Here is a 19891-nt window from a genome sequence, read left to right on the forward strand (position 1 = left end):
TGAGCCCGCCCGCCGAGGCCCGGCGCGGGGGCAAGCGCGCAGGGGGAGCTTGGCGTCGGGCCCGGCGGGCTCAGACGCCCGCGAGGACGCGGGCCGTCCCCTCCGTGCTCGTCCGGTCGCGCAGCGCGCGGCCCAGCCGACGCAGCGCGTCGTCGTCCGCGAGCAGGTCGGACCAGTCGTCCGGGTCGACGCTCGGGGCGTCACCCCGGGCCCGCCGCGCCGCCGCGAGCTGGAGCTGGTAGGCGAGGATCACCTCGCGCGGGCTGCCGGGGACGGCGACGCGCACGTGGTCGACGTCGTCCCGACGCGAGTGCAGCGCGAGCGCGGCGAGGCCGTCGAAGATCTCGATGGTGCGGTGGTACTCGTCCACCGCCGCGCTGGACCCGGGGAGGCCCCCGCCGCCCACGGTCGCCACGACGAAGGCGTGCAGGTGCCCGAGATCGCGCCGGCGCTCGCGGGCGAACGCCGCCGACGACGCGAGCTGGCCCACGATGCCGACCGTCAGCAGGACGCTCGCCGCGAGCACGAGGTACCGGGTGCGCACGCCGAGGACGAGGTACGGCTCGGCGCTGCCGGGCTCGTGCAGCAGCGCGGCCACGAAGCTGAGGACGGCCCACACCATGGCGACGACCGCCCCGGCCGCCGCGACGTCCATGCCCCACCGCAGCCGCACGGGGCGCCGCGAGCGCGTGCGGACGCACGACACGGCGAACGTCGCGGTCGCCGCCACGAACGCGCCGTAGTACAGCGCGCGGTACACCCACATGAGCGGCCGGCCGGAGCTCTGGGCGTCGAGGTCGAGGGTCGTCCACGGCCCGCTCGCGACCGCGAGCGCGACCATCGCCCCGCCGACGAGACCGGCCGCGAGCGCCACGTGCCGCGTCCGTGGCGCGTGCCCGGTCGTCGTGCTGTACGCCCACACGCCCACGAAGAGGCACCCGGCGACGAGCGCGACGTGCTTGGCGACCTCGTGCGTGCCGCCGGGGGCGTGCGTCTTGAGGAGCTCGGCGACGGCCGGGACCCGCAGCGCGGACGCCACCGCGACGAACGCGAGGCCGAGCGGGAGAGCCGCGTCGGTGCCCGTGCGGGCGCGCAGCGCCGTCCATGTGGCGGCGGTGACGAACAGGGCCGTGGCGAGGAGGTCGAGCACGTGGCTCATCGGTAGAGCTCGAGGGACGTGAGGCGTGCGGCCGAGCTCCCGTGCGACGCGATGGAGATCATCAGCTCGCTCGCGAGCCGCTCGACGCGCTGCTCGGCGGGGTCGTCGTGCACGTCGCGGCACCCGGTGGGGACCGGGCCCGGCGCGGGGCCGGGGCGGATCGCGTCGAGCACGTGCACGAGCTCGTGCGCGACGACGTGGTCGCGGTGCGGTCCGGGGAGCGTCTGGCGGGCGTCGACGAGGACGAGGTCGCGCTCGGGGAACGCGAGCCAGAGGCCGGTGACGCCGGGGCCGAGGTCGCCCTCGACGACCTCGAGCGGCTTGCCGCGGGCCGCGGCGACGACGCGGCACGCCTCCTCGATGCTGCGGGCGCGGTCGAGCCCTGCGGCGCGCAGGAGGTCATCCATGGTCGGCCTCCGGGGCAGGAGGGTGCCCGTGGGGCGTGCCGGGCGGTGCCACAGGTGGGAGGTGCTCGAGGCTCCGTACGCGGTCGACGATCTCGATGATGGCGCGGACGTTCTCGGGGGACAGCCCCTGGGCGCGCAGCGCGAACTGCTCCACGCCCTCGTCGGCGAGCGCGGCGCGCAGGCGGTCGTCGGGGCTCTCCTCGGGGTCGACGAGGCTGCCCGTGCTCACCTTGAAGAAGGCGGCGATGCCCTCGACGACGCGCAGGCTGGGCGACGAGCGGTGCCCGCCGCGCAGGGCGCTGAGGTACGCCTCGTTGATGGAGTAGCCACGCTCCGTCATCCAGTGGGCGGCCTCCCTGTTGGTCACGGGACGCCCGCCGCGGCCGCGCGCGAAGAGCTCGTTGAGCCGGTGCCGGAAGACGCGCGCGGTGCGCTCCCCGGGTGCCACGTCGTCGTCCATGGGCCGATTCTGGCAGGCCCGGACCGCGCGTGCGCCGGTCCGGGCCGGCGGGTCACGCGGGTCGTGGCCGCTGCCCGTGCCCCGTCGCGCGGCGTGGTGCCGCCGGGTAGCGTTTCGTGCGGGCGCGGGACGGCCGTCGCCCGGCGCGGGACGCGCGCACCACGACCCCGAGGGAGCCGGTATGAGCGAGCAGACACCGAAGGACCGGGGCGGCCTCGGCGACCTCCTCGGCAAGGCCAAGGAGTTCATGACCGAGGAGCGCATCGACAAGGCCAAGGAGTTCATGACCGACGAGCGCATCGACGACGTCGCGGGGAAGATCAAGTCCGTGGCCCCGGACTCCGTCGACCGGCACGTCGACACCCTCGCCGAGAAGGCGAAGAAGGCCAACGACTGACCTGCGGGTCGGTACGATCGAGGGGCGCCGTCCACGACGGCGCCCTTCGTGCTGTCGGGGACGCCCCGGCGCCGGAGGACCTGACCGGGCGCCGCGGGCGCCTCCCGCCACAGAACGGAGCACGGACGTGTCTGACGTCGTCTCGTCACCACTCACCATCACCCTCGACGCGGAGGAGACCACGGTGACGACGGGCACGACGGGCACGGACCTGTTCGCGTCGCGTCGCGACGTCGTCGTGATCCGCGTGAACGGGGAGCTCAAGGACCTCGACACGCCGGTCGCGGACGGCGACGTCGTCGAGGGCGTGACGATCGACTCGCCCGACGGCCTCGCGGTGCTGCGGCACTCGGCCGCGCACGTGCTCGCGCAGGCCGTCCAGCAGGTCAACCCGGACGCGAAGCTGGGCATCGGCCCGCCGATCACGGACGGGTTCTACTACGACTTCGACGTCGAGACGCCGTTCACCCCCGAGGACCTCAAGGCGCTCGACAAGGCGATGTCGCGCATCATCCGTGAAGGCCAGACCTTCCGCCGCCGCGTGGTCACCGAGGACGAGGCGCGCGCCGAGCTCGCGCACGAGCCGTACAAGCTCGAGCTCATCGGGCTCAAGGGCTCCGGCACCGCGGACGACACCGAGGGCGCGAACGTCGAGGTCGGCGGCGGCGAGCTGACGATCTACGACAACGTGCGCGGCGCCGGGCGCGAGAGCGAGACGGTGGTCTGGAAGGACCTGTGCCGCGGCCCGCACCTGCCGAGCACGCGCCTGATCGGCAACGGCTACCAGCTCATGCGCTCGGCCGCGGCCTACTGGCGCGGGAGCGAGAAGAACCCGCAGCTCCAGCGCATCTACGGCACGGCGTGGCCGACGAAGGACGAGCTCAAGGCGTACCTCGAGCGCCTCGCGGAGGCGGAGCGGCGTGACCACCGCCGGCTCGGCAACGAGCTCGACCTGTTCTCCTTCCCGGAGGAGATCGGCTCGGGCCTGCCGGTGTTCCACCCCAACGGCGCGACGATCCGCATGGAGATGGAGGAGTACTCGCGCAAGCGGCACGTCGAGGCCGGCTACTCGTTCGTCAGCACGCCGCACATCACCAAGGCGAACCTGTTCCAGACGTCGCGCCACCTCGACTGGTACGCCGACGGCATGTACCCGCCGATGCACCTGGACGAGGAGCTCGACGACGACGGCAACGTCAAGCGCGCCGGCCAGGACTACTACCTCAAGCCGATGAACTGCCCGATGCACAACCTCGTGTACCGCTCGCGCGGGCGGTCGTACCGCGAGCTGCCGCTGCGGCTCTTCGAGTTCGGCACGGTGTACCGCTACGAGAAGTCGGGCGTCGTGCACGGGCTCACGCGGGCGCGCGGCTTCACGCAGGACGACGCGCACATCTACACCACGCGCGAGCAGATGCGCGACGAGCTGGGCTCGCTGCTCTCGTTCGTGCTCGACCTCCTGCGCGACTACGGGCTCGACGACTTCTACCTCGAGCTGTCGACGCGCGACCCCGAGAAGTCGGTGGGCGACGACGCCACGTGGGAGGAGGCGACCGAGGTCCTGCGCCAGGTCGCGACGGAGTCGGGCCTGGAGCTCGTCGCCGACCCGGGCGGCGCGGCGTTCTACGGCCCCAAGATCTCGGTCCAGGCGAAGGACGCGATCGGCCGCACGTGGCAGCTCTCGACGATCCAGCTCGACTTCTTCGAGCCGGAGCTGTTCGAGCTCGAGTACACGGCGTCCGACGGCACGCGCCAGCGTCCCGTGATGATCCACCGCGCGCTGTTCGGCTCGATCGAGCGGTTCTTCGGGATCCTCGTCGAGCACTACGCGGGCGCGTTCCCCGCGTGGCTCGCGCCCGTCCAGGTCGTGGCGGTCCCCGTCGCGGAGCCGTTCAACGACTACGTGGCGGACGTCGTCGCGCAGCTCAGGGCGCAGGGGATCCGCGCGGAGGTCGACTACTCCGACGACCGGTTCGGCAAGAAGATCCGCAACGCGAGCACGCGCAAGGTCCCGTTCGTCCTCATCGCGGGCGGCGAGGACGCCGAGGCGGGCGCCGTGTCGTTCCGCTACCGCGACGGCCGCCAGGACAACGGCGTGCCCGTCGCCGAGGCCGTCGAGCGGATCGTCTCCGCCGTGCGCGACCGCGTCCAGGTCTGACGGCGCGTGAGCGACGAGCGCACGGGGGCACCCGGCGCGGCCGACGAGGCCGCGCCGGGCGCCGCACCCGACCCCGCGACCGGTGCGACGGTCGAGACGCCGGACGCGCACCCACGGTTCGACGACGGCCTGGACCGGCTCTGGACGCCGCACCGCATGGTGTACATCGGCGGGCAGGACAAGCCCTCGGACGACTCGCGCGGCCAGTGCCCGTTCTGCCGCGTGCCGGACCGCACGGACGAGGACGGGCTGATCGTCGCGCGCGGCCGGACCGCGTACGTCGTGCTCAACCTCTACCCGTACAACCCGGGCCACCTCATGGTCGTGCCGTACCGGCACGTGTCCGACTACACGGACCTCACGGAGGCCGAGACGGTCGAGGTCGCGCACCTCACGCAGACGGCCATGCGGGTCGTGCGTGCGGTGTCCGCGCCCGACGGCTTCAACCTCGGCATGAACCAGGGCGCGGTCGCGGGCGCGGGCATCGCCGCGCACCTGCACCAGCACGTCGTGCCGCGCTGGGCGGGGGACGCGAACTTCCTGCCGATCGTCGCGCAGACGAAGGCCGTGCCGGAGCTGCTCGCCGACACGCGGGCGCGGCTCGCGGCCGCCTGGCCGACGACCGGCGAGGGGGACGACGCCTGATGTTCGGTCGCCTGCGCGCGCTCACCACGCGCCTGTTCACGCCGCTCGCCGCGTTCCTCCTGCGCGTCGGGGTGAGCCCGGACGCGGTGACGGTCACGGGGACGCTCGGCGTCGTCGTCGGCGCGCTGTGGCTCTTCCCCACGGGCCACCTGTTCGCCGGGGTCATGGTCGTCATGGTCTGCGCCTTCGCCGACGTGCTCGACGGCGTCATGGCGCGGCGCGCCGGCCGGTCGGGTCCCTGGGGTGCGTTCCTCGACTCGACGCTCGACCGGCTCGCCGACGCCGCCGTGTTCGTCGGGCTCACGCTGTGGTTCGTCCGCGCCGACGACCCGCGGCTCACGCCCGACCTCGCCGCGTGGGGGACCGTCGTCGCGCTCGCGTGCCTCGCGCTCGGCGCCGTCGTGCCGTACGCGCGGGCCCGCGCCGAGAGCGTCGGCATGACCGCGCAGGTCGGGATCGCCGAGCGCGCCGACCGCCTCGTCGCGGCCCTCGTCGCCACGGGGCTCGTCGGCCTCGGCCTGCCGCCCGTCGTGCTCGTCGCCGTGCTCGGCCTGCTCGCGCTCGCGAGCGCGGTGACGGTCGTGCAGCGCGTCGCGACGGTGCGCCGCCAGGCGCTCGCCCTCTCCGCGAGCGCCTCCCGGACCGACGACACGGAGGACGGTCGCTGATGGCCCTCGACGCCGGCAAGGCGTTCACGTTCGCCTGGCGCAACGCGCGCAAGGTGCCCGACCCGCTCCTGCGCGGGCTGTTCGACGCGATCGCCGACGTGACATGGCTCCTGCACGGCGGGGGAGTGCGCCAGCTCGAGCGCAACCTCGCGCGCGTCCGGCCCGGGCTCTCGCCGCGCGCCCTGCGCCGGCTGTCGCGCGCGGGGATGCGGTCGTACATGCGGTACTACCGGGAGGCCTTCACGCTCCCCGCCTGGACGCCGGAGCAGGTCGAGGCGCGCGTGCGGCTCGTCGGGTACGAGCACCTTGCCGAGCACCTCGACGGCGACCGGAGCCCGGTGCTCGCGCTGTCCCACCAGGGCAACTGGGACCTCGCGGGCGCGTACGCGACCCCGCACATCGCGCCCGTCCTCACGGTCGCGGAGCGGCTGAAACCCGACGAGCTGTTCGAGGAGTTCCTCGCGTTCCGCACCGGGCTCGGGCTCGAGATCCTCGCGCTGGGCGACGGCGACGTCTTCCGCGACCTCGTGCGCGGCGCGAGCCGGCCGGGGAAGATCATCCCGCTGCTCGCCGACCGCGACCTCACCCACCGCGGCATCGAGGTCGACCTCTTCGGCGAGCGGGCGCGGGTCGCGGCCGGGCCTGCGGCGCTCGCCGTGAGCACGGGCGCGCCGCTCGTGCCGGCCGGCATCTTCTACGAGCGCCTGCGCGGGGAGCGGCGCCGGGCCGCGGGCTCGCCCTGGGGCCTGGTCATCCGCTTCTTCCCGCGCGTCGAGATCGCGACGGACCTCCCGCGCGCCCAGCGGGTGGCCGCCGCGACCCAGTCCTGGGTCGACGCGCTGAGCGTCGCGATCCGCGAGCACCCGCAGGACTGGCACATGCTCCAGAAGGTGTTCGTCGACGACCTCGACCCCGAGCGCTACGCGCGCACGCGCGCCGCGGCGGGCGAGCCGGCCCCGGACGCGGAGCGTGCCGCATGAGCCTGCGCGTGGGCATCGTGTGCCCCTACTCGTTCGACGCCCCCGGCGGCGTGCAGTTCCACGTGCGTGACCTCGCCGAGGCGCTCATGGCGCGAGGCCACGAGGTCTCCGTGCTCGCCCCGGCCGACGACGACACGCCCGTCCCGGACTACCTCACCTCCGCCGGCGGCGCGGTACCGGTGCGCTACAACGGCTCGGTCGCGCGGCTCACGTTCGGCCCGCGCACGGCGGGTCGCGTGCGCCGGTGGCTCGACGCCGGACGGTTCGACGTGCTGCACCTGCACGAGCCCGTGACGCCGTCGCTGAGCATGCTCGCGCTCTGGATCGCGCAGGGCCCGATCGTCGCGACGTTCCACACGTCGCTCGTGCGCTCGCGCGCGCTCCAGGTCGCCTACCCCCTCGTGCGGCAGAGCCTGGAGAAGATCGACGCGCGCATCGCGGTCTCGGAGGACGCGCGGCGCACGCTGGTGGACCACCTGGGCGGCGACGCCGTCGTCATCCCCAACGGCGTGTACGTCGACACGTTCGCCGACGCCGTGCCCAGCCCGGCCTGGCAGGGCACCCCCGAGGCGCCGACGATCGCGTTCCTCGGGCGCCTCGACGAGCCGCGCAAGGGCCTGCCCGTCCTGACGGCCGCGATCCCGCGGATCCTCGAGCAGCTCCCCGGCGCACGGTTCCTCGTCGCCGGGCGCGGCGACGACGGCCGGGACGCCGCGATCGAGGCGCTCGGCGCGCACGCGTCGTCCGTCGAGTTCCTCGGGGGCGTGAGCGACGAGGACAAGGCGAGCCTGCTCGCGTCGGTGGACCTCTACATCGCGCCGCAGACCGGGGGCGAGAGCTTCGGGATCGTCCTCGTGGAGGCCATGAGCGCCGGGGCGTGCGTCGTCGCGAGCGACCTCGGCGCGTTCCGCCGCGTGCTCGACGACGGCGCCGCAGGCGTGCTGTTCCCCGTCGGCGACCCGGAGGCGCTGGCCCGCGCGGTGGTCGACGTCCTCGCGGACCCCGACGCCCGCGCGGCGCACCGGGCGCGCGCGGCCGAGTTCGTGCGGCGGTTCGACTGGTCCGCGGTGACCGACCAGGTCTCCGCGGTGTACGACATGGTGCTCGCGGCGTCCGAGGCGGTCATCCCCGTGCACGAGGACCCGCGCTCGCGCCGCGGCGGGCGGCTGCTGGGCCGCGTCCGCGAGGAGGAGGTGGGTCGCCCGTGACCTGGTCCGAGACCGCCGTCCTCGTCCTCGTCGTCGCGGCCCTGGCCGCGTGGCTGCTGTGGGTCGCCGCGTCGCGGCTCGACCGCCTCCACCGCAAGGTCATGGCGTCGCGGCTGGCGCTGGACGCCCAGCTCGTGCGCCGCGCGTCGGCCGCCGTGGACCTCGCGGCGTCCGGCGAGCTCGACCCCGCGAGCTCCGTCCTCGTCGCCGAGGCCGCGCACGCCGTCCTCGACGACGACGCCGACGCGCGCCGGCTCCGCGAGCAGGTGCCCGGCCTCGTGCCGGCGGACGGCCCGCGGCCCCGGCGCCTCCTGGGCGGCATGGCGGAGTCGCGCGCCCTCGCGGAGAGCGACCTCACCGCGACCCTGCGCTCCGCGCTGGAGGACGCGGACGACCTCGCCGAGGTGCGGTCGGTCCCCGCGGGCGACGAGCTGCTCGCCACGCTGTCCGCCGCGTGGTACCGCGCCCAGCTCGCGCGCCGCTTCCACAACGAGGCCGTCGCCCAGGCGCTACGCGTGCGCAGCAAGTGGTGGGTGCGCCTGTTCCACCTCGCGGGCCACGCGCCGATGCCCGTCACGGTCGAGCTCGACGACGCCGCGCCCGACGCGCTCGTGCGCCCCGTCGCCAGCGCGGCCACCCCCGACTGAGGGGCCGCTCTCGCGGACCGTACCGGGCCCGGCGGCCCGCTCCCGGCCGGTCCGGGGACCGGGGCCGTGGACGGCCCGGCGATAGGATGGGGAGCGCGTGGGAGCATGTGCCGTCGAGCCTGTTCGACGGCGTCCGCGCGCGAGCGCGCGACGTTCCCCTGACCTGAAGGTGTGAGGTACCGGTGACCAACGTGGCCGACCAGAACGTCCCTGCCGAGAGCGCCCCGGGCGCCGCGACCACGGAGGGTGCCGGCGCGGTCGGCACCGCGAAGGTCAAGCGGGGGATGGCGGAGATGCTCAAGGGCGGCGTCATCATGGACGTCGTCACGCCCGAGCAGGCGAAGATCGCCGAGGACGCCGGGGCCGTGGCGGTCATGGCGCTCGAGCGCGTGCCCGCCGACATCCGCGCGCAGGGCGGCGTCTCGCGCATGTCCGACCCGGACATGATCGACGGGATCATCGAGGCCGTCTCCATCCCCGTGATGGCCAAGGCGCGCATCGGCCACTTCGTCGAGGCGCAGGTGCTGCAGTCCCTCGGCGTGGACTACGTCGACGAGTCCGAGGTCCTCACGCCCGCGGACTACGCCAACCACATCGACAAGTGGCAGTTCACCGTCCCGTTCGTGTGCGGGGCGACCAACCTCGGCGAGGCGCTGCGCCGCATCACCGAGGGCGCCGCGATGATCCGCTCCAAGGGCGAGGCCGGCACGGGCGACGTCTCCAACGCGACCACGCACATGCGCACCATCCGCGGGGAGATCCGCCGCCTCACGTCGCTCCCCGAGGACGAGCTGTTCGTCGCCGCGAAGGAGCTCCAGGCGCCGTACGAGCTCGTCAAGGAGGTCGCCGCGACCGGCAAGCTCCCGGTCGTCATGTTCACCGCCGGCGGGATCGCGACCCCGGCCGACGCCGCGATGATGATGCAGCTCGGCGCCGAGGGCGTGTTCGTGGGATCGGGCATCTTCAAGTCCGGCAACCCCGCCCAGCGCGCGGCCGCCATCGTCAAGGCCACGACGTTCTACGACGACCCCGACGTGATCGCCAAGGTCTCCCGCGGGCTCGGCGAGGCGATGGTCGGCATCAACGTCGACGACATCCCCGTCCCGCACCGCCTGGCCGAGCGCGGCTGGTGATCGACCGCCGCGCGTCGCAGCCGTCCGTCGTCGTGCCGACGACGGACGGCTGAGCCGTCGTGGCCGAGGCCGCCGGAGCGCCGTCGTCCCTGGGCCCCGACTGGGTGCTCGGGGACGACGGCCTGTACTTCCGCCGCGGCGCGCGCGTGCTGCTCCTCGACGACGCCGACCGGATCCTCCTCGCACGCGGGCACGACGTCGACCAGCCCGAGCGCTCGTGGTGGTTCACGATCGGCGGGGGAGTGGACCCGGGCGAGAGCGACGTCGACGCCGCCCTGCGCGAGGTCCGCGAGGAGACGGGCCTGCGCCTCGACCCGGGCGCTCTCGTCGGCCCGGTGTACACGCGCAGCGCGATCTTCGACTTCTACCGGCAGCACTGCCGCCAGGACGAGGTGCTGTTCCTCGCGCGCGTCACCGGGGCGGACCGCGACGGCGGGCTGAGCCGCGCCGGGTGGACGGACGTCGAGCTCGACGTCGTCGACGAGATGCGCTGGTGGGCGCTCGACGACCTGCGCGGCGTCCAGATCGAGGTCTTCCCCGAGGGGCTGCCCGACCTCGTCGCACCGCTGCTGCACGGGTGGGACGGCGTGACGCGGCACCTCGGCACGGCGCGCGCGGACTGACCGGCGCTACGCCCGGCGGGCGATCACCCGCCACACGATCCCGCCGACGAGCAGCCCCGCGCCCAGCAGCCCGCCGCCGATCGCGACGAACCACAGCACGATCGTGCCGCCGAGCGTCGCGAAGAACGTGCCGAAGCGCCAGCCCTCGGTGACGACGAACGTCGTGCCTGCGGGTGCTGCGCCCTGCGCGACGGTCACCGTGCACGTCCCGGACGCCGGCGGCGTCGCCTCGGACACCGTCGTCGCCTGGAAGGAGCCCAGGCCGGAGCTCCCGGACACCGACGGGGCGCTCACCGTGAGGTCGCCGTCGGCGCAGGTCACGGTCACGTCCTCGACGTCGAGGCCCGCGCCGTCCGAGGACCCCGCGCGACCCACCGCCCAGATGCTGTACGGCTGGCCGCCCGTGACCGTGAGCTCAGCCTCGCCCGGCACGTCGCCCGACGCGAGCGCCGCCGACCCGGGCCGGCCCGCGCCGTCGATCACGCCGGTCGGCAGTGCCCGGACGAACGTCGTGACGCCGAAGACCCCCGCCACGAGCGCGAGCACGAGCACGACGGCGCCGACCACGATCATCGTCGTGGCGCCGCGCGTGCTGCGCGGGGGCCGCGGCGCCACGCCGGGGTACGGCGCCGGACCGGGCGCGGGATAGGGCTGGCCGGGGGCGGGCGGGTACGTCACGACGGCGAGGCTAGCAACCGGGGGCGCGGCCAGAGGCCCGCCGCGGGACGGGCGGCGGGGGCCGCCGACGTATCATTCCCCTTCGTGACGATCACGATCGGTGTCCTGGCCCTCCAGGGCGACGTGCGCGAGCACCGCGCCGCGCTCGAGGCCGCGGGCGCCCGCACGGTCGGCGTCCGCCGCCCCGAGGAGCTCGCCGCGGTCGACGGGCTCGTGCTCCCGGGCGGCGAGTCGACGACCATCGACAAGCTCCTGCGCATCTTCGAGCTCGACGAGCCGCTGCGCGCGCGCATCGCCGAGGGCCTGCCCGTCTACGGCTCGTGCGCCGGCATGATCCTGCTCGCTGACCGCATCCTGGGCGGCACCGCCGACCAGCGCACCATCGGCGGGCTCGACGTGACGGTCCGCCGCAACGCGTTCGGTCGGCAGGTCGACTCGTTCGAGACCGACCTCGCGTTCGCGGGTCTGGCGCCGGCGGACGACGGGCGCGACGACGCACCGAGACCGGGCCGGGACGGGGACGCGGTGCACGCCGTGTTCATCCGGGCGCCCTGGGTCGAGGAGGCCGGGCCCGGGGTCGAGGTGCTCGCCCGGATCCCCGAGCACGGCGCACCCGGCATCCCCGCGGCCGCCGCCGGTAGGATCGTCGCAGTCCAGCAGGGATCGCTGCTCGCCACCTCGTTCCACCCGGAGATCTCCGGGGACACGCGCGTGCACGAGCTGTTCGTCAGAATCGCGAAGGGGTAGGAACGCATGTCAGGGCACTCCAAGTGGGCCACGACCAAGCACAAGAAGGCGGCCATCGACGCCAAGCGCGGCAAGCTCTTCGCGAAGCTCATCAAGAACATCGAGGTCGCGGCGCGCACGGGCGGCGGTGACCCCGCGGGCAACCCGACGTTGTTCGACGCCATCCAGAAGGCGAAGAAGTCGTCGGTCCCCAACGACAACATCGACCGCGCCGTCAAGCGCGGCTCGGGCACCGGCGCCGACGCCGTCGACTACCAGACGATCATGTACGAGGGCTACGGCCCCAACGGCATCGCCGTCCTGGTCGAGTGCCTCACCGACAACAAGAACCGCGCGGCCTCCGAGGTCCGCCTCGCGTTCAGCCGCAACGGCGGCAACCTCGCCGACCCGGGCTCCGTGTCCTACCTCTTCGCGCGCAAGGGCCTCGTCGTCGTGCCGAAGGCGGCGGGCGTGACCGAGGACGACGTCATGCTCGCCGCGCTCGAGGCGGGGGCCGAGGAGGTCACCGACTCCGGCGACGTCATCGAGGTGCTGTCCGAGGCGAGCGACCTCGTCGCCGTGCGCAGCGCGATCCAGGAGGCGGGGATCGAGTACGACTCCGCCGACTCGATCTGGCACCCGTCGATGGAGGTCGAGGTCGACGCCGAGGGCGCGCGCAAGATCCTGCGCCTCATCGACGCGCTCGAGGACAGCGACGACGTGCAGAACGTCTACGCCAACTTCGACGCGTCGGACGAGGTCATGGCGGAGCTCGAGAACGACGACTGATCCCGTCGGCTCGGTCACCGAGACCGACGACGTGGTCCCCCTGGGTGGCGGGGCGGGTGAGGCGCGCGCGGTCTACCATCCGCGGTGCTCGTCCCTCGCGCCGCTCCCGCCAGGCCCGCCACGACCGCGCGCACCTCACCCGCCCCGCCGGTGTCGGCTCGCCGTGGTCGGCGGCCCGCGAGGCGGACGGGTTCCGTGGTCGGGTCGTGGGAGGGTACTGGGGTGCGCGTTCTCGGAGTGGATCCTGGGCTGACCCGGTGCGGTGTCGGGGTGGTGGACTCCGCGCGGGGGCGGCGGGCCGAGCTCGTCGCGGTCGGGGTGATCCGGACGGACCCGGAGCTGAGCGTGGACCTGCGGCTGCTGCGGATCGCGGAGCGGCTGGACGCGTGGTTCGACGAGCACGTGCCCGACGTCGTGGCGGTCGAGCGCGTGTTCGCGCAGCACAACGTCGGGACGGTCATGGGCACCGCGCAGGCCGCCGGCATCGCGATGGTCGGGGCCGCGAAGCGGGGGGTCCCCGTCGCGCTGCACACGCCGTCGGAGGTCAAGGCCGCGGTCACGGGGAGCGGACGCGCCGGCAAGGAGCAGGTCCAGCGCATGGTCGCGGGGATCCTCGGCCTCGCGGAGCCGCCGAAGCCCGCGGACGCGGCCGACGCGCTCGCGCTCGCGATCTGCCACCTCTGGCGCCCCGCGGGCGCCCTGCAGGGCGGCGAGCGGCACGAGCTCACGGCCGCGCAGCGCGCCTGGGCGGCCGCCGAGCACGCGGCGAAGGGACGGCGCGCGCCGCGCTAGCGGCGCCGGTTCCGCCGGTCGTGCCGGTGGGGGTGCAGGCGGTCCGTGTCGGTCGTTCGGCGGGTGGGCGGCCCTTGCTAGAGTGACCGCGGTCGTACGGGTGTTCGACGCGCCCCCTCGGTGCGCGGCCCGACGGCGGTCCCCGGGGCCGGCGGACCATCGGACCAGGTCGGCGCTGCCGGCCGGGAGAGGAGCCTGCGTGATCGCGTCCCTGAGCGGTGTCGTGGCGAGCGTCCAGCTCGACCGCGCCGTGCTCGAGGTCGGAGGAGTGGGCTACCTCGTCCACGCCACGCCCGCCACGCTCGCCGGCCTGCGCGTCGGGGAGACGGCGCGCCTCGCGACGAGCCTCGTCGTGCGCGAGGACTCGTTCACGCTCTACGGCTTCGCCGACGACGACGAGCGCGCCGTCTTCGAGACCGTCCAGACCGTGAGCGGCGTCGGTCCGCGCCTCGCGCTCGCGATGCTCGCCGTGCACACGCCCGACGGCCTGCGCCGTGCGGTCGCGGGCGCGGACATCGCCGCGCTCGTGCGCGTCCCGGGCATCGGCAACAAGGGTGCGCAGCGCATCGCGCTCGAGCTGGGCGACAAGCTCGGCCCGCCCACGGGCGCCGACGCCCCCGAGGCGGGATCGACCGCCTCGGCGTCGGCTCCGCGTCCGGAGGACCGGCGCGACCAGGTGGTCGAGGCGCTCGTCGGGCTCGGCTGGAACCTCAAGGCCGCGGACGACGCGGTGTCCACCGTGCTCGCCGAGGCGGGCGTCGACGTCGTCGAGGCACCCGACGTGGCGGGCGCGCTGCGTGCCGCGCTGCGGGTGCTCGGCGGGCCGAGGAGCTGACGATGGCGACCTTCGACCAGGTGGGACTCGACGACCTCGGCGGGGACGGCACGTTCTCGTCGGAGCGCATCGTCGCGGCGGGCGCGGACGACCTCGAGCGTGCGGCCGAGGCTGCGCTCCGCCCGCGCCGGCTGGAGGAGTTCGTCGGCCAGGCCGTCGTGCGCGACCAGCTGTCGCTCGTGCTCCAGGCCGCGCTCGCGCGGGGGAGCGCACCCGACCACGTGCTCCTGTCGGGGCCGCCCGGGCTCGGCAAGACGACGCTCGCCATGATCATCGCCGCGGAGCTCGGCACGTCGCTGCGCGTGACGTCCGGGCCCGCGATCCAGCACGCCGGCGACCTCGCGGCGGTGCTGTCCTCGCTCGAGGAGGGCGAGGTCCTGTTCATCGACGAGATCCACCGGCTGGCGCGACCGGCCGAGGAGCTCCTCTACATGGCGATGGAGGACTTCCGCGTCGACGTCGTCGTGGGCAAGGGGGCCGGGGCGAGCGCCATCCCGCTCTCGCTGCCGCCCTTCACGGCGGTCGGCGCGACGACGCGCGCCGGGCTCCTGCCCGCGCCGCTGCGCGACCGGTTCGGCTTCACCGGGCACCTGGACTTCTACTCGAGCGACGAGCTCGAGCGCGTGCTGACGCGCTCGGCCGGCCTGCTCGGCGTCGCGCTCGACCCCCAGGCCGCCCGCGAGATCGCCGGGCGTTCGCGCGGCACGCCCCGCATCGCGAACCGCCTGCTGCGGCGCGTGCGCGACTGGGCGCAGGTGCGCGGCGACGGGACCATGGACCTCGCGGCCGCGCGCGCGGCCCTCGAGGTCTACGAGGTGGACCCGATCGGCCTCGACCGGCTCGACCGCGCGGTGCTCACCGCGCTGTGCACCCGCTTCAACGGCGGTCCCGTGGGCCTGACGACGCTCGCGGTCACGGTGGGCGAGGAGGCGGAGACGGTCGAGACCGTCGCCGAGCCGTACCTCGTGCGCGAGGGCTTGATCGGGCGGACGCCGCGGGGCCGCGTCGCGACCCCGGCCGCCTGGGCGCACCTCGGGCTCACCCCGCCGCGCGAGGGCGGCACGCTCTTCGACGCCTGAGGCGACGCCGGAGGTCACGAGCCCGCGAGGACGCTCCGTGACGGCGGTCACAGGCGCTCCGCGGGTGGTCCTAGAATGGTCGGACCCGGGCGGGCGGAACTCCGCGGCGAGACGGCTCGTTGGTGAACCGTGCGCGCACGCCTAGACTGCGCGCAGATCCCGCACAGAACAGGACACGAGACTCCGTCATGGATATCAGCTTCATCCTCATCCTCGCCCTCGCGGCGGGTGCGATGTTCCTCATGACCAGCCGCACCCGCAAGCAGCAGCGCGAGGCCCAGAACTTCCGGGCGACCCTCGCCCCCGGGCAGGAGGTGATGACGGGCTCGGGCATGTTCGGCACGGTCGTCGACGTCGACGACGAGGCCGACGTCATCACCATCGAGTCGACGCCGGGCAACCAGTCCCGGTGGCTGCGCGCCGCGATCGCCAAGCTCGTCGAGCCCCCGGTCGAGGAGACCGAGGAGACGACGGCGGACGACGCGTCCGAGGACGCGGCCGAGTACGGCACCGCCGGTGCCGACGCCGGGACCACCACGAAGGGCGACGTCGACGACCTCGTCGTGCCCGACGACCTCTCCGGTCTGACCGATGACCGGTCGGAGAAGGACCGCGGACGCCGGGACGACGGCACCGACATCAAGTGACCCTATGCCGGTCGCTGCCGCGACCGGCCTGACGCGGTGGGCCGCGAGGCCCACCGCACACGCACGAGAAGAGACGGACAGTTGGCCACCAGCAGCACACGAGCGAGGCCCGTACGGACCCTCGTCACCCTGGGAATCCTCATCGTCGTCCTCTTCGGGGCCCTCTTCGCGGGCACGAAGCTCGACCCGAAGTCCGAGGACAACCCGGGCGGGGCGAGCCTCACCCCGGGCCTCGCGCTTGATCTCGAGGGTGGCACGCAGATCATCCTGGAGCCCGTCGCCACCGACGGCTCGCAGCCGACGGCCGAGGACATCAACCAGGCGATCAACGTCATCCGCCAGCGCATCGACGCGCAGGGTGTCTCCGAGGCCGAGATCACGAGCCAGGGCCGCAACAACATCGTCGTCGGCATCCCGGGGCAGCCGTCCCAGGAGACCATCGACCTCGTCAGCACCTCGGCCCAGATGCGCTTCCGCCCCGTGCTCTCCGTGGGCATGCCGACAGCGACGCCCGCCGACGAGTCCACCGACCTGGCTGCGGGCGACGACGCCGCGGCCGAGGACGCCCCGGACGCGACGGAGTCCGCGGACGCCGCCACCGACGGCGCGACGGACCCGGCGGCCGAGGACGGCACGGACCCGGCGGCCGACGCAGCGACGGACGCCCCGGCGGACGACGCCACGACGGACCCGGCGCCGGAGACGACCCGCCCGGAGAACCCGAGCGACCTCGCGCAGATCACGCCGGAGCTGCAGGCGCAGTTCGACGCGCTCGACTGCACGCTCCCCGAGAACCTCGTGGGCGGCGACAGCGGCCCGACCGACAGCGCGTTCGTCTCGTGCGCCGACGACGGCACGGCCAAGTACATCCTCGGCCCGGTCGAGATCGAGGGCACCGACATCTCGAACGCGAGCTCCGGCCTGCGCGTCGGGCAGAACGGCGTCGTCACCAACGAGTGGGTCGTCAACATCGAGTTCGACTCCGAGGGCACCAAGGCCTTCCGTGACGTCACGACGCGTCTCACGACGCTCCCGTCGCCGCAGAACCAGTTCGCGATGGTCCTCGACGGCCTCGTCATCTCGGCACCCGTCTCGCAGGTCGCGATCCCCGACGGCAAGGCCGAGATCTCGGGCAGCTTCACGCGCGACAGCGCGGCGACGCTCGCGAACCAGCTCAACTTCGGCTCGCTGCCCCTGACGTTCGAGGTGCAGAGCCAGGAGCAGATCTCCGCGACGCTCGGCTCCGAGCAGCTCGAGAAGGGTCTGCTCGCGGGCGCGATCGGCCTGCTGCTGGTCGTCATCTACTCGCTCTTCCAGTACCGCGTGCTCGGCCTGGTCACCGTCGCGTCGCTCGGCATCGCGGCCGTCGTGACGTTCGGCGTGATCTCGGTCCTCTCGTGGACGATCGGGTACCGCCTGTCGCTCGCCGGCGTCGCGGGGCTCATCGTCGCGATCGGTATCACCGCGGACTCGTTCATCGTGTACTTCGAACGCATCCGCGACGAGCTGCGCGACGGCCGGACGCTGAACTCCGCGGTGGAGAAGGGCTGGCAGCGTGCCCGCCGCACGATCCTCGCCTCGGACGCGGTGAACTTCGTCGCCGCGGTGGTCCTGTACTACCTGGCGGTCGGCGGCGTGCGCGGCTTCGCGTTCACGCTGGGCCTGACCACCCTGGTCGACCTGATCGTGGTGTTCCTCTTCACGCACCCGCTCATGCAGCTCCTCGCCCGGACCAAGTTCTTCGCGAACGGCCACCCGGCGTCGGGCCTCGACCCGCGGCGCCTCGGGGTGCGTGGCACGCGGTACGCAGGTCGCGGCCGCGTCGTCGGGGCGACCTCGACGGCACCCGCGGGCGGCGGCGACGTCGTCGAGGACGCGCCGGTGCAGGACGCCCCGGCGCGCGAGCGCACGGCGCCCGTCCGGGAGACGGTCGGTGCCGGCGTCGGCCGGTCCGACGGCCCGCGCATGACCATCGCCGAGCGCCGTGCCGCCGAGCGGCGGGCCGCCGCCTCCGCGGACGGCGACGAGGGGTCCCCGGCCGCTGACGCGGCGGGCGACGAGAACGAGGAGAAGCACTGATGGCCAGCGGTTTCGCCCAGTGGGGCAACGACCTGTACACGGGCCGCCGGTCCTACGCCATCGTCGCCAAGCGGCGCGCCTACTTCGTGGTGGCGCTCGTCCTGGTCGTCCTGTCCCTCGGCATCATCGGGGTCCGGATCGCCGGTGACGGGCTCAACCTCGGCATCGAGTTCCGCGGCGGGTCGGAGTTCACCGTCTCCGGCGTCTCGGACACCTCGCAGCAGCCGGCGCTCGACGCCGTCGCGGCGGTCGCCCCCGAGGAGGTGCCGCGCGTCACCTCGGTGGGCTCCAGCACCGTGCGGGTGCAGACGGCGGAGCTCAGCAACGCGCAGGTCGAGCAGGTCGCCGTCGAGCTCGCGAGCGCGTACGACGTGTCCGAGGGGGAGGTGACGAGCTCGTACATCGGCCCCACCTGGGGCAAGGACGTCTCCCAGAAGGCGATCGTCGGCCTCGTCGTCTTCCTGCTCCTCGTGAGCCTGGTCATGACGATCTACTTCCGGAACTGGCGCATGGCGCTCGCCGCGGTCATCGCGCTGTTCCACGACCTCATCGTCACCGTGGGCATCTACGCGGCGATCGGCTGGGAGATCACGCCGGCGACGGTGATCGGCCTTCTGACGATCCTCGCGTACTCGATCTACGACACGGTCGTGGTCTTCGACAAGGTCCGCGAGAACACCGCGGGCGTGCTCGACCAGACGCGCAGCACCTACGCCGAGCGGGCCAACCTCGCGATCAACCAGACGCTCGTGCGCTCGATCAACACGTCCGTCGTCGCGCTGCTCCCCGTCGCAGGCATCCTCTTCATCGGGGCGTTCCTGCTGGGCGCGGGCACGCTGCGCGACATCGCGCTCGCGCTCTTCGTCGGCATGGCCGTCGGCGCCTACTCGTCGGTGTACCTCGCGACGCCGCTCGAGGTCGCGCTGCGCGAGCGGGAGAAGCCCATCCAGGAGCACACGGCCAAGGTCCTCGCGCTGCGCGCGGAGCGGGCCGAGGTCGCGGGCGACGAGGAGGACGCCGCGCTCGCGGCGGCCGGCGTCGGGGCGGGGCACCGCCAGCTCCAGCCGGGCGCGCACCAGGGCAACAAGGCGCAGCCGCGCCGCCGTCGTCCCCGATGACGGCACCCGGTCACGTGCCGGCCGGCGAGGCGGGCGGCCTGCGCGCCGTCCACCTCGCCGGGCTCGGCCCGGAGCGCGCCTCGCGCGTGCTCGAGCTCGTCCGTGCCGTCCCGGACTACCCGGGACCGGGGATCGTCTTCCGGGACATCACCGGCCTGCTGGCCGACGGCGACGCCTTCGGCCACGTGGTCGAGGCGCTCGGCGACGTCGCGCGCGCCGCGGGCGGGGTCGACCTCGTCGCGGGCATGGAGGCGCGGGGCTTCCTCATCGGGGCGCCGCTCGCGACACACCTCGGCGTCGGGTTCGTGCCGCTGCGCAAGGCGGGCAAGCTCCCGCCGCCCACGGACACCGTCACGTACGACCTCGAGTACGGCACCGCGACCATCGAGCTCCGGTCGGGAACACTGCCCCCGGGTGCGCGTGTTCTCGTGGTGGACGACGTGCTCGCGACCGGGGGCACGGCGGCCGCGGGCGCCGAGCTCGTCGAGCGCGGGGGAGGCGTCGTGGTGGGCCTGGCGTTCCTCCTCGAGCTCGAGGGCCTGGGAGGCCGCGAGCGGCTCGCGGGCCGCGAGGTGGCCACGCTGGTCCACGTCGAGTCGTAGGATTGCCACTCCGGTCGTCTCGGCTGGTCGCCGGCATCGTGCCGGTGGCGGCCGCCCTGCG

22 protein-coding genes are annotated in these 19891 nt (G+C 74.1%); 18 read left to right on the top strand and 4 right to left on the bottom strand.

What is annotated here, in order from left to right; all coding sequences use genetic code 11:
• Positions 1 to 70: 70 nt before the first annotated feature.
• The 3 genes from B9L22_RS10460 to B9L22_RS10470 are packed head-to-tail and all read right to left on the bottom strand — an operon-like array spanning position 71 to position 2026.
• Complete coding sequence (locus B9L22_RS10460; RefSeq protein ID WP_086150340.1) at positions 71 to 1159, bottom strand: hypothetical protein; 1089 nt, start codon at positions 1157 to 1159, stop codon at positions 71 to 73.
• Positions 1156 to 1566: a hypothetical protein gene (locus B9L22_RS10465; protein ID WP_086150341.1), complete on the bottom strand. Its 411-nt coding sequence runs from the start codon at positions 1564 to 1566 to the stop codon at positions 1156 to 1158. The genes B9L22_RS10460 and B9L22_RS10465 overlap by 4 nt, the downstream gene beginning before the upstream one ends.
• The gene (locus B9L22_RS10470; protein ID WP_086150342.1) at positions 1559 to 2026 is read right to left on the bottom strand and encodes a hypothetical protein; all 468 of its coding nucleotides are present in this window, start codon (positions 2024 to 2026) and stop codon (positions 1559 to 1561) included. The genes B9L22_RS10465 and B9L22_RS10470 overlap by 8 nt, the downstream gene beginning before the upstream one ends.
• Before the next feature lie 181 nt (positions 2027 to 2207).
• On the opposite strand from B9L22_RS10470, the gene B9L22_RS10475 reads away from it, so the two are divergent.
• The 9 genes from B9L22_RS10475 (at position 2208) to B9L22_RS10515 (ending at position 10485) form a co-directional block, all read left to right on the top strand.
• Positions 2208 to 2423 (top strand): hypothetical protein, encoded by a 216-nt coding sequence (locus B9L22_RS10475; protein ID WP_086150343.1) that lies wholly within the window; start codon positions 2208 to 2210, stop codon positions 2421 to 2423.
• 127 nt (positions 2424 to 2550) lie between these two features.
• Positions 2551 to 4581: a threonine--tRNA ligase gene (thrS, locus tag B9L22_RS10480; protein ID WP_085388007.1), complete on the top strand. Its 2031-nt coding sequence runs from the start codon at positions 2551 to 2553 to the stop codon at positions 4579 to 4581.
• A gap of 6 nt (positions 4582 to 4587) precedes the next feature.
• Positions 4588 to 5226 carry an HIT domain-containing protein gene (locus B9L22_RS10485; protein WP_369824824.1) on the top strand — a complete coding sequence of 213 codons (639 nt, stop codon included), beginning with the start codon at positions 4588 to 4590 and terminating at the stop codon, positions 5224 to 5226.
• The gene (pgsA, locus tag B9L22_RS10490) at positions 5226 to 5894 is read left to right on the top strand and encodes a phosphatidylinositol phosphate synthase (RefSeq protein WP_086150344.1); all 669 of its coding nucleotides are present in this window, start codon (positions 5226 to 5228) and stop codon (positions 5892 to 5894) included. Before B9L22_RS10485 ends, pgsA begins: the two co-directional genes overlap by 1 nt.
• Positions 5894 to 6874: a phosphatidylinositol mannoside acyltransferase gene (locus B9L22_RS10495; protein WP_086150345.1), complete on the top strand. Its 981-nt coding sequence runs from the start codon at positions 5894 to 5896 to the stop codon at positions 6872 to 6874. The genes pgsA and B9L22_RS10495 overlap by 1 nt, the downstream gene beginning before the upstream one ends.
• A gap of 2 nt (positions 6875 to 6876) precedes the next feature.
• Positions 6877 to 8082 carry a glycosyltransferase family 4 protein gene (locus B9L22_RS10500; protein ID WP_198947291.1) on the top strand — a complete coding sequence of 402 codons (1206 nt, stop codon included), beginning with the start codon at positions 6877 to 6879 and terminating at the stop codon, positions 8080 to 8082.
• A complete protein-coding gene (locus tag B9L22_RS10505) occupies positions 8079 to 8729 on the top strand; it encodes a hypothetical protein (RefSeq protein WP_086150347.1) in 651 nt (216 codons plus the stop codon). Before B9L22_RS10500 ends, B9L22_RS10505 begins: the two co-directional genes overlap by 4 nt.
• A 191-nt stretch (positions 8730 to 8920) precedes the next feature.
• A complete protein-coding gene (gene pdxS, locus B9L22_RS10510; protein ID WP_034652135.1) occupies positions 8921 to 9862 on the top strand; it encodes a pyridoxal 5'-phosphate synthase lyase subunit PdxS in 942 nt (313 codons plus the stop codon).
• 59 nt (positions 9863 to 9921) lie between these two features.
• Positions 9922 to 10485, top strand: a complete 564-nt coding sequence (locus B9L22_RS10515; RefSeq protein WP_086150348.1) for an NUDIX hydrolase — start codon at positions 9922 to 9924, stop codon at positions 10483 to 10485.
• Positions 10486 to 10491: 6 nt separating this feature from the next.
• On the opposite strand, the gene B9L22_RS10520 is transcribed toward B9L22_RS10515, so the two are convergent.
• Positions 10492 to 11163 carry a hypothetical protein gene (locus B9L22_RS10520; RefSeq protein ID WP_086150349.1) on the bottom strand — a complete coding sequence of 224 codons (672 nt, stop codon included), beginning with the start codon at positions 11161 to 11163 and terminating at the stop codon, positions 10492 to 10494.
• An 84-nt stretch (positions 11164 to 11247) separates the two neighbouring features.
• Here B9L22_RS10520 and pdxT point away from each other — a divergent pair, with 84 nt between their 5' ends.
• The 9 genes from pdxT to B9L22_RS10565 all read left to right on the top strand — a co-directional run bounded on the left by pdxT (position 11248) and on the right by B9L22_RS10565 (position 19830).
• A complete protein-coding gene (pdxT, locus tag B9L22_RS10525) occupies positions 11248 to 11910 on the top strand; it encodes a pyridoxal 5'-phosphate synthase glutaminase subunit PdxT (protein WP_086150350.1) in 663 nt (220 codons plus the stop codon).
• A gap of 6 nt (positions 11911 to 11916) precedes the next feature.
• Complete coding sequence (locus B9L22_RS10530; RefSeq protein ID WP_086150351.1) at positions 11917 to 12678, top strand: YebC/PmpR family DNA-binding transcriptional regulator; 762 nt, start codon at positions 11917 to 11919, stop codon at positions 12676 to 12678.
• Between the two features lie 222 nt (positions 12679 to 12900).
• Positions 12901 to 13470: a crossover junction endodeoxyribonuclease RuvC gene (gene ruvC / locus B9L22_RS10535; RefSeq protein WP_034654762.1), complete on the top strand. Its 570-nt coding sequence runs from the start codon at positions 12901 to 12903 to the stop codon at positions 13468 to 13470.
• A gap of 199 nt (positions 13471 to 13669) precedes the next feature.
• Positions 13670 to 14305, top strand: a complete 636-nt coding sequence (ruvA, locus tag B9L22_RS10540; RefSeq protein ID WP_043651863.1) for a Holliday junction branch migration protein RuvA — start codon at positions 13670 to 13672, stop codon at positions 14303 to 14305.
• A gap of 2 nt (positions 14306 to 14307) precedes the next feature.
• A complete protein-coding gene (gene ruvB, locus B9L22_RS10545; RefSeq protein WP_086150352.1) occupies positions 14308 to 15384 on the top strand; it encodes a Holliday junction branch migration DNA helicase RuvB in 1077 nt (358 codons plus the stop codon).
• Positions 15385 to 15572: 188 nt separating this feature from the next.
• Entirely contained in the window at positions 15573 to 16031 is a 459-nt protein-coding gene (gene yajC, locus B9L22_RS10550; protein WP_021483634.1) for a preprotein translocase subunit YajC, read from the top strand.
• Between the two features lie 81 nt (positions 16032 to 16112).
• Complete coding sequence (gene secD, locus B9L22_RS10555; RefSeq protein WP_233139992.1) at positions 16113 to 18110, top strand: protein translocase subunit SecD; 1998 nt, start codon at positions 16113 to 16115, stop codon at positions 18108 to 18110.
• Complete coding sequence (gene secF / locus B9L22_RS10560) at positions 18110 to 19228, top strand: protein translocase subunit SecF (protein ID WP_043651870.1); 1119 nt, start codon at positions 18110 to 18112, stop codon at positions 19226 to 19228. The genes secD and secF overlap by 1 nt, the downstream gene beginning before the upstream one ends.
• A complete protein-coding gene (locus tag B9L22_RS10565) occupies positions 19225 to 19830 on the top strand; it encodes an adenine phosphoribosyltransferase (protein ID WP_081895974.1) in 606 nt (201 codons plus the stop codon). Before secF ends, B9L22_RS10565 begins: the two co-directional genes overlap by 4 nt.
• The last annotated feature ends 61 nt before the right edge of the window (positions 19831 to 19891 follow it).

The sequence above is a fragment of the Cellulosimicrobium sp. KWT-B genome (assembly GCF_002127155.1).
In the GTDB taxonomy this organism is placed as follows: domain Bacteria; phylum Actinomycetota; class Actinomycetes; order Actinomycetales; family Cellulomonadaceae; genus Cellulosimicrobium; species Cellulosimicrobium funkei.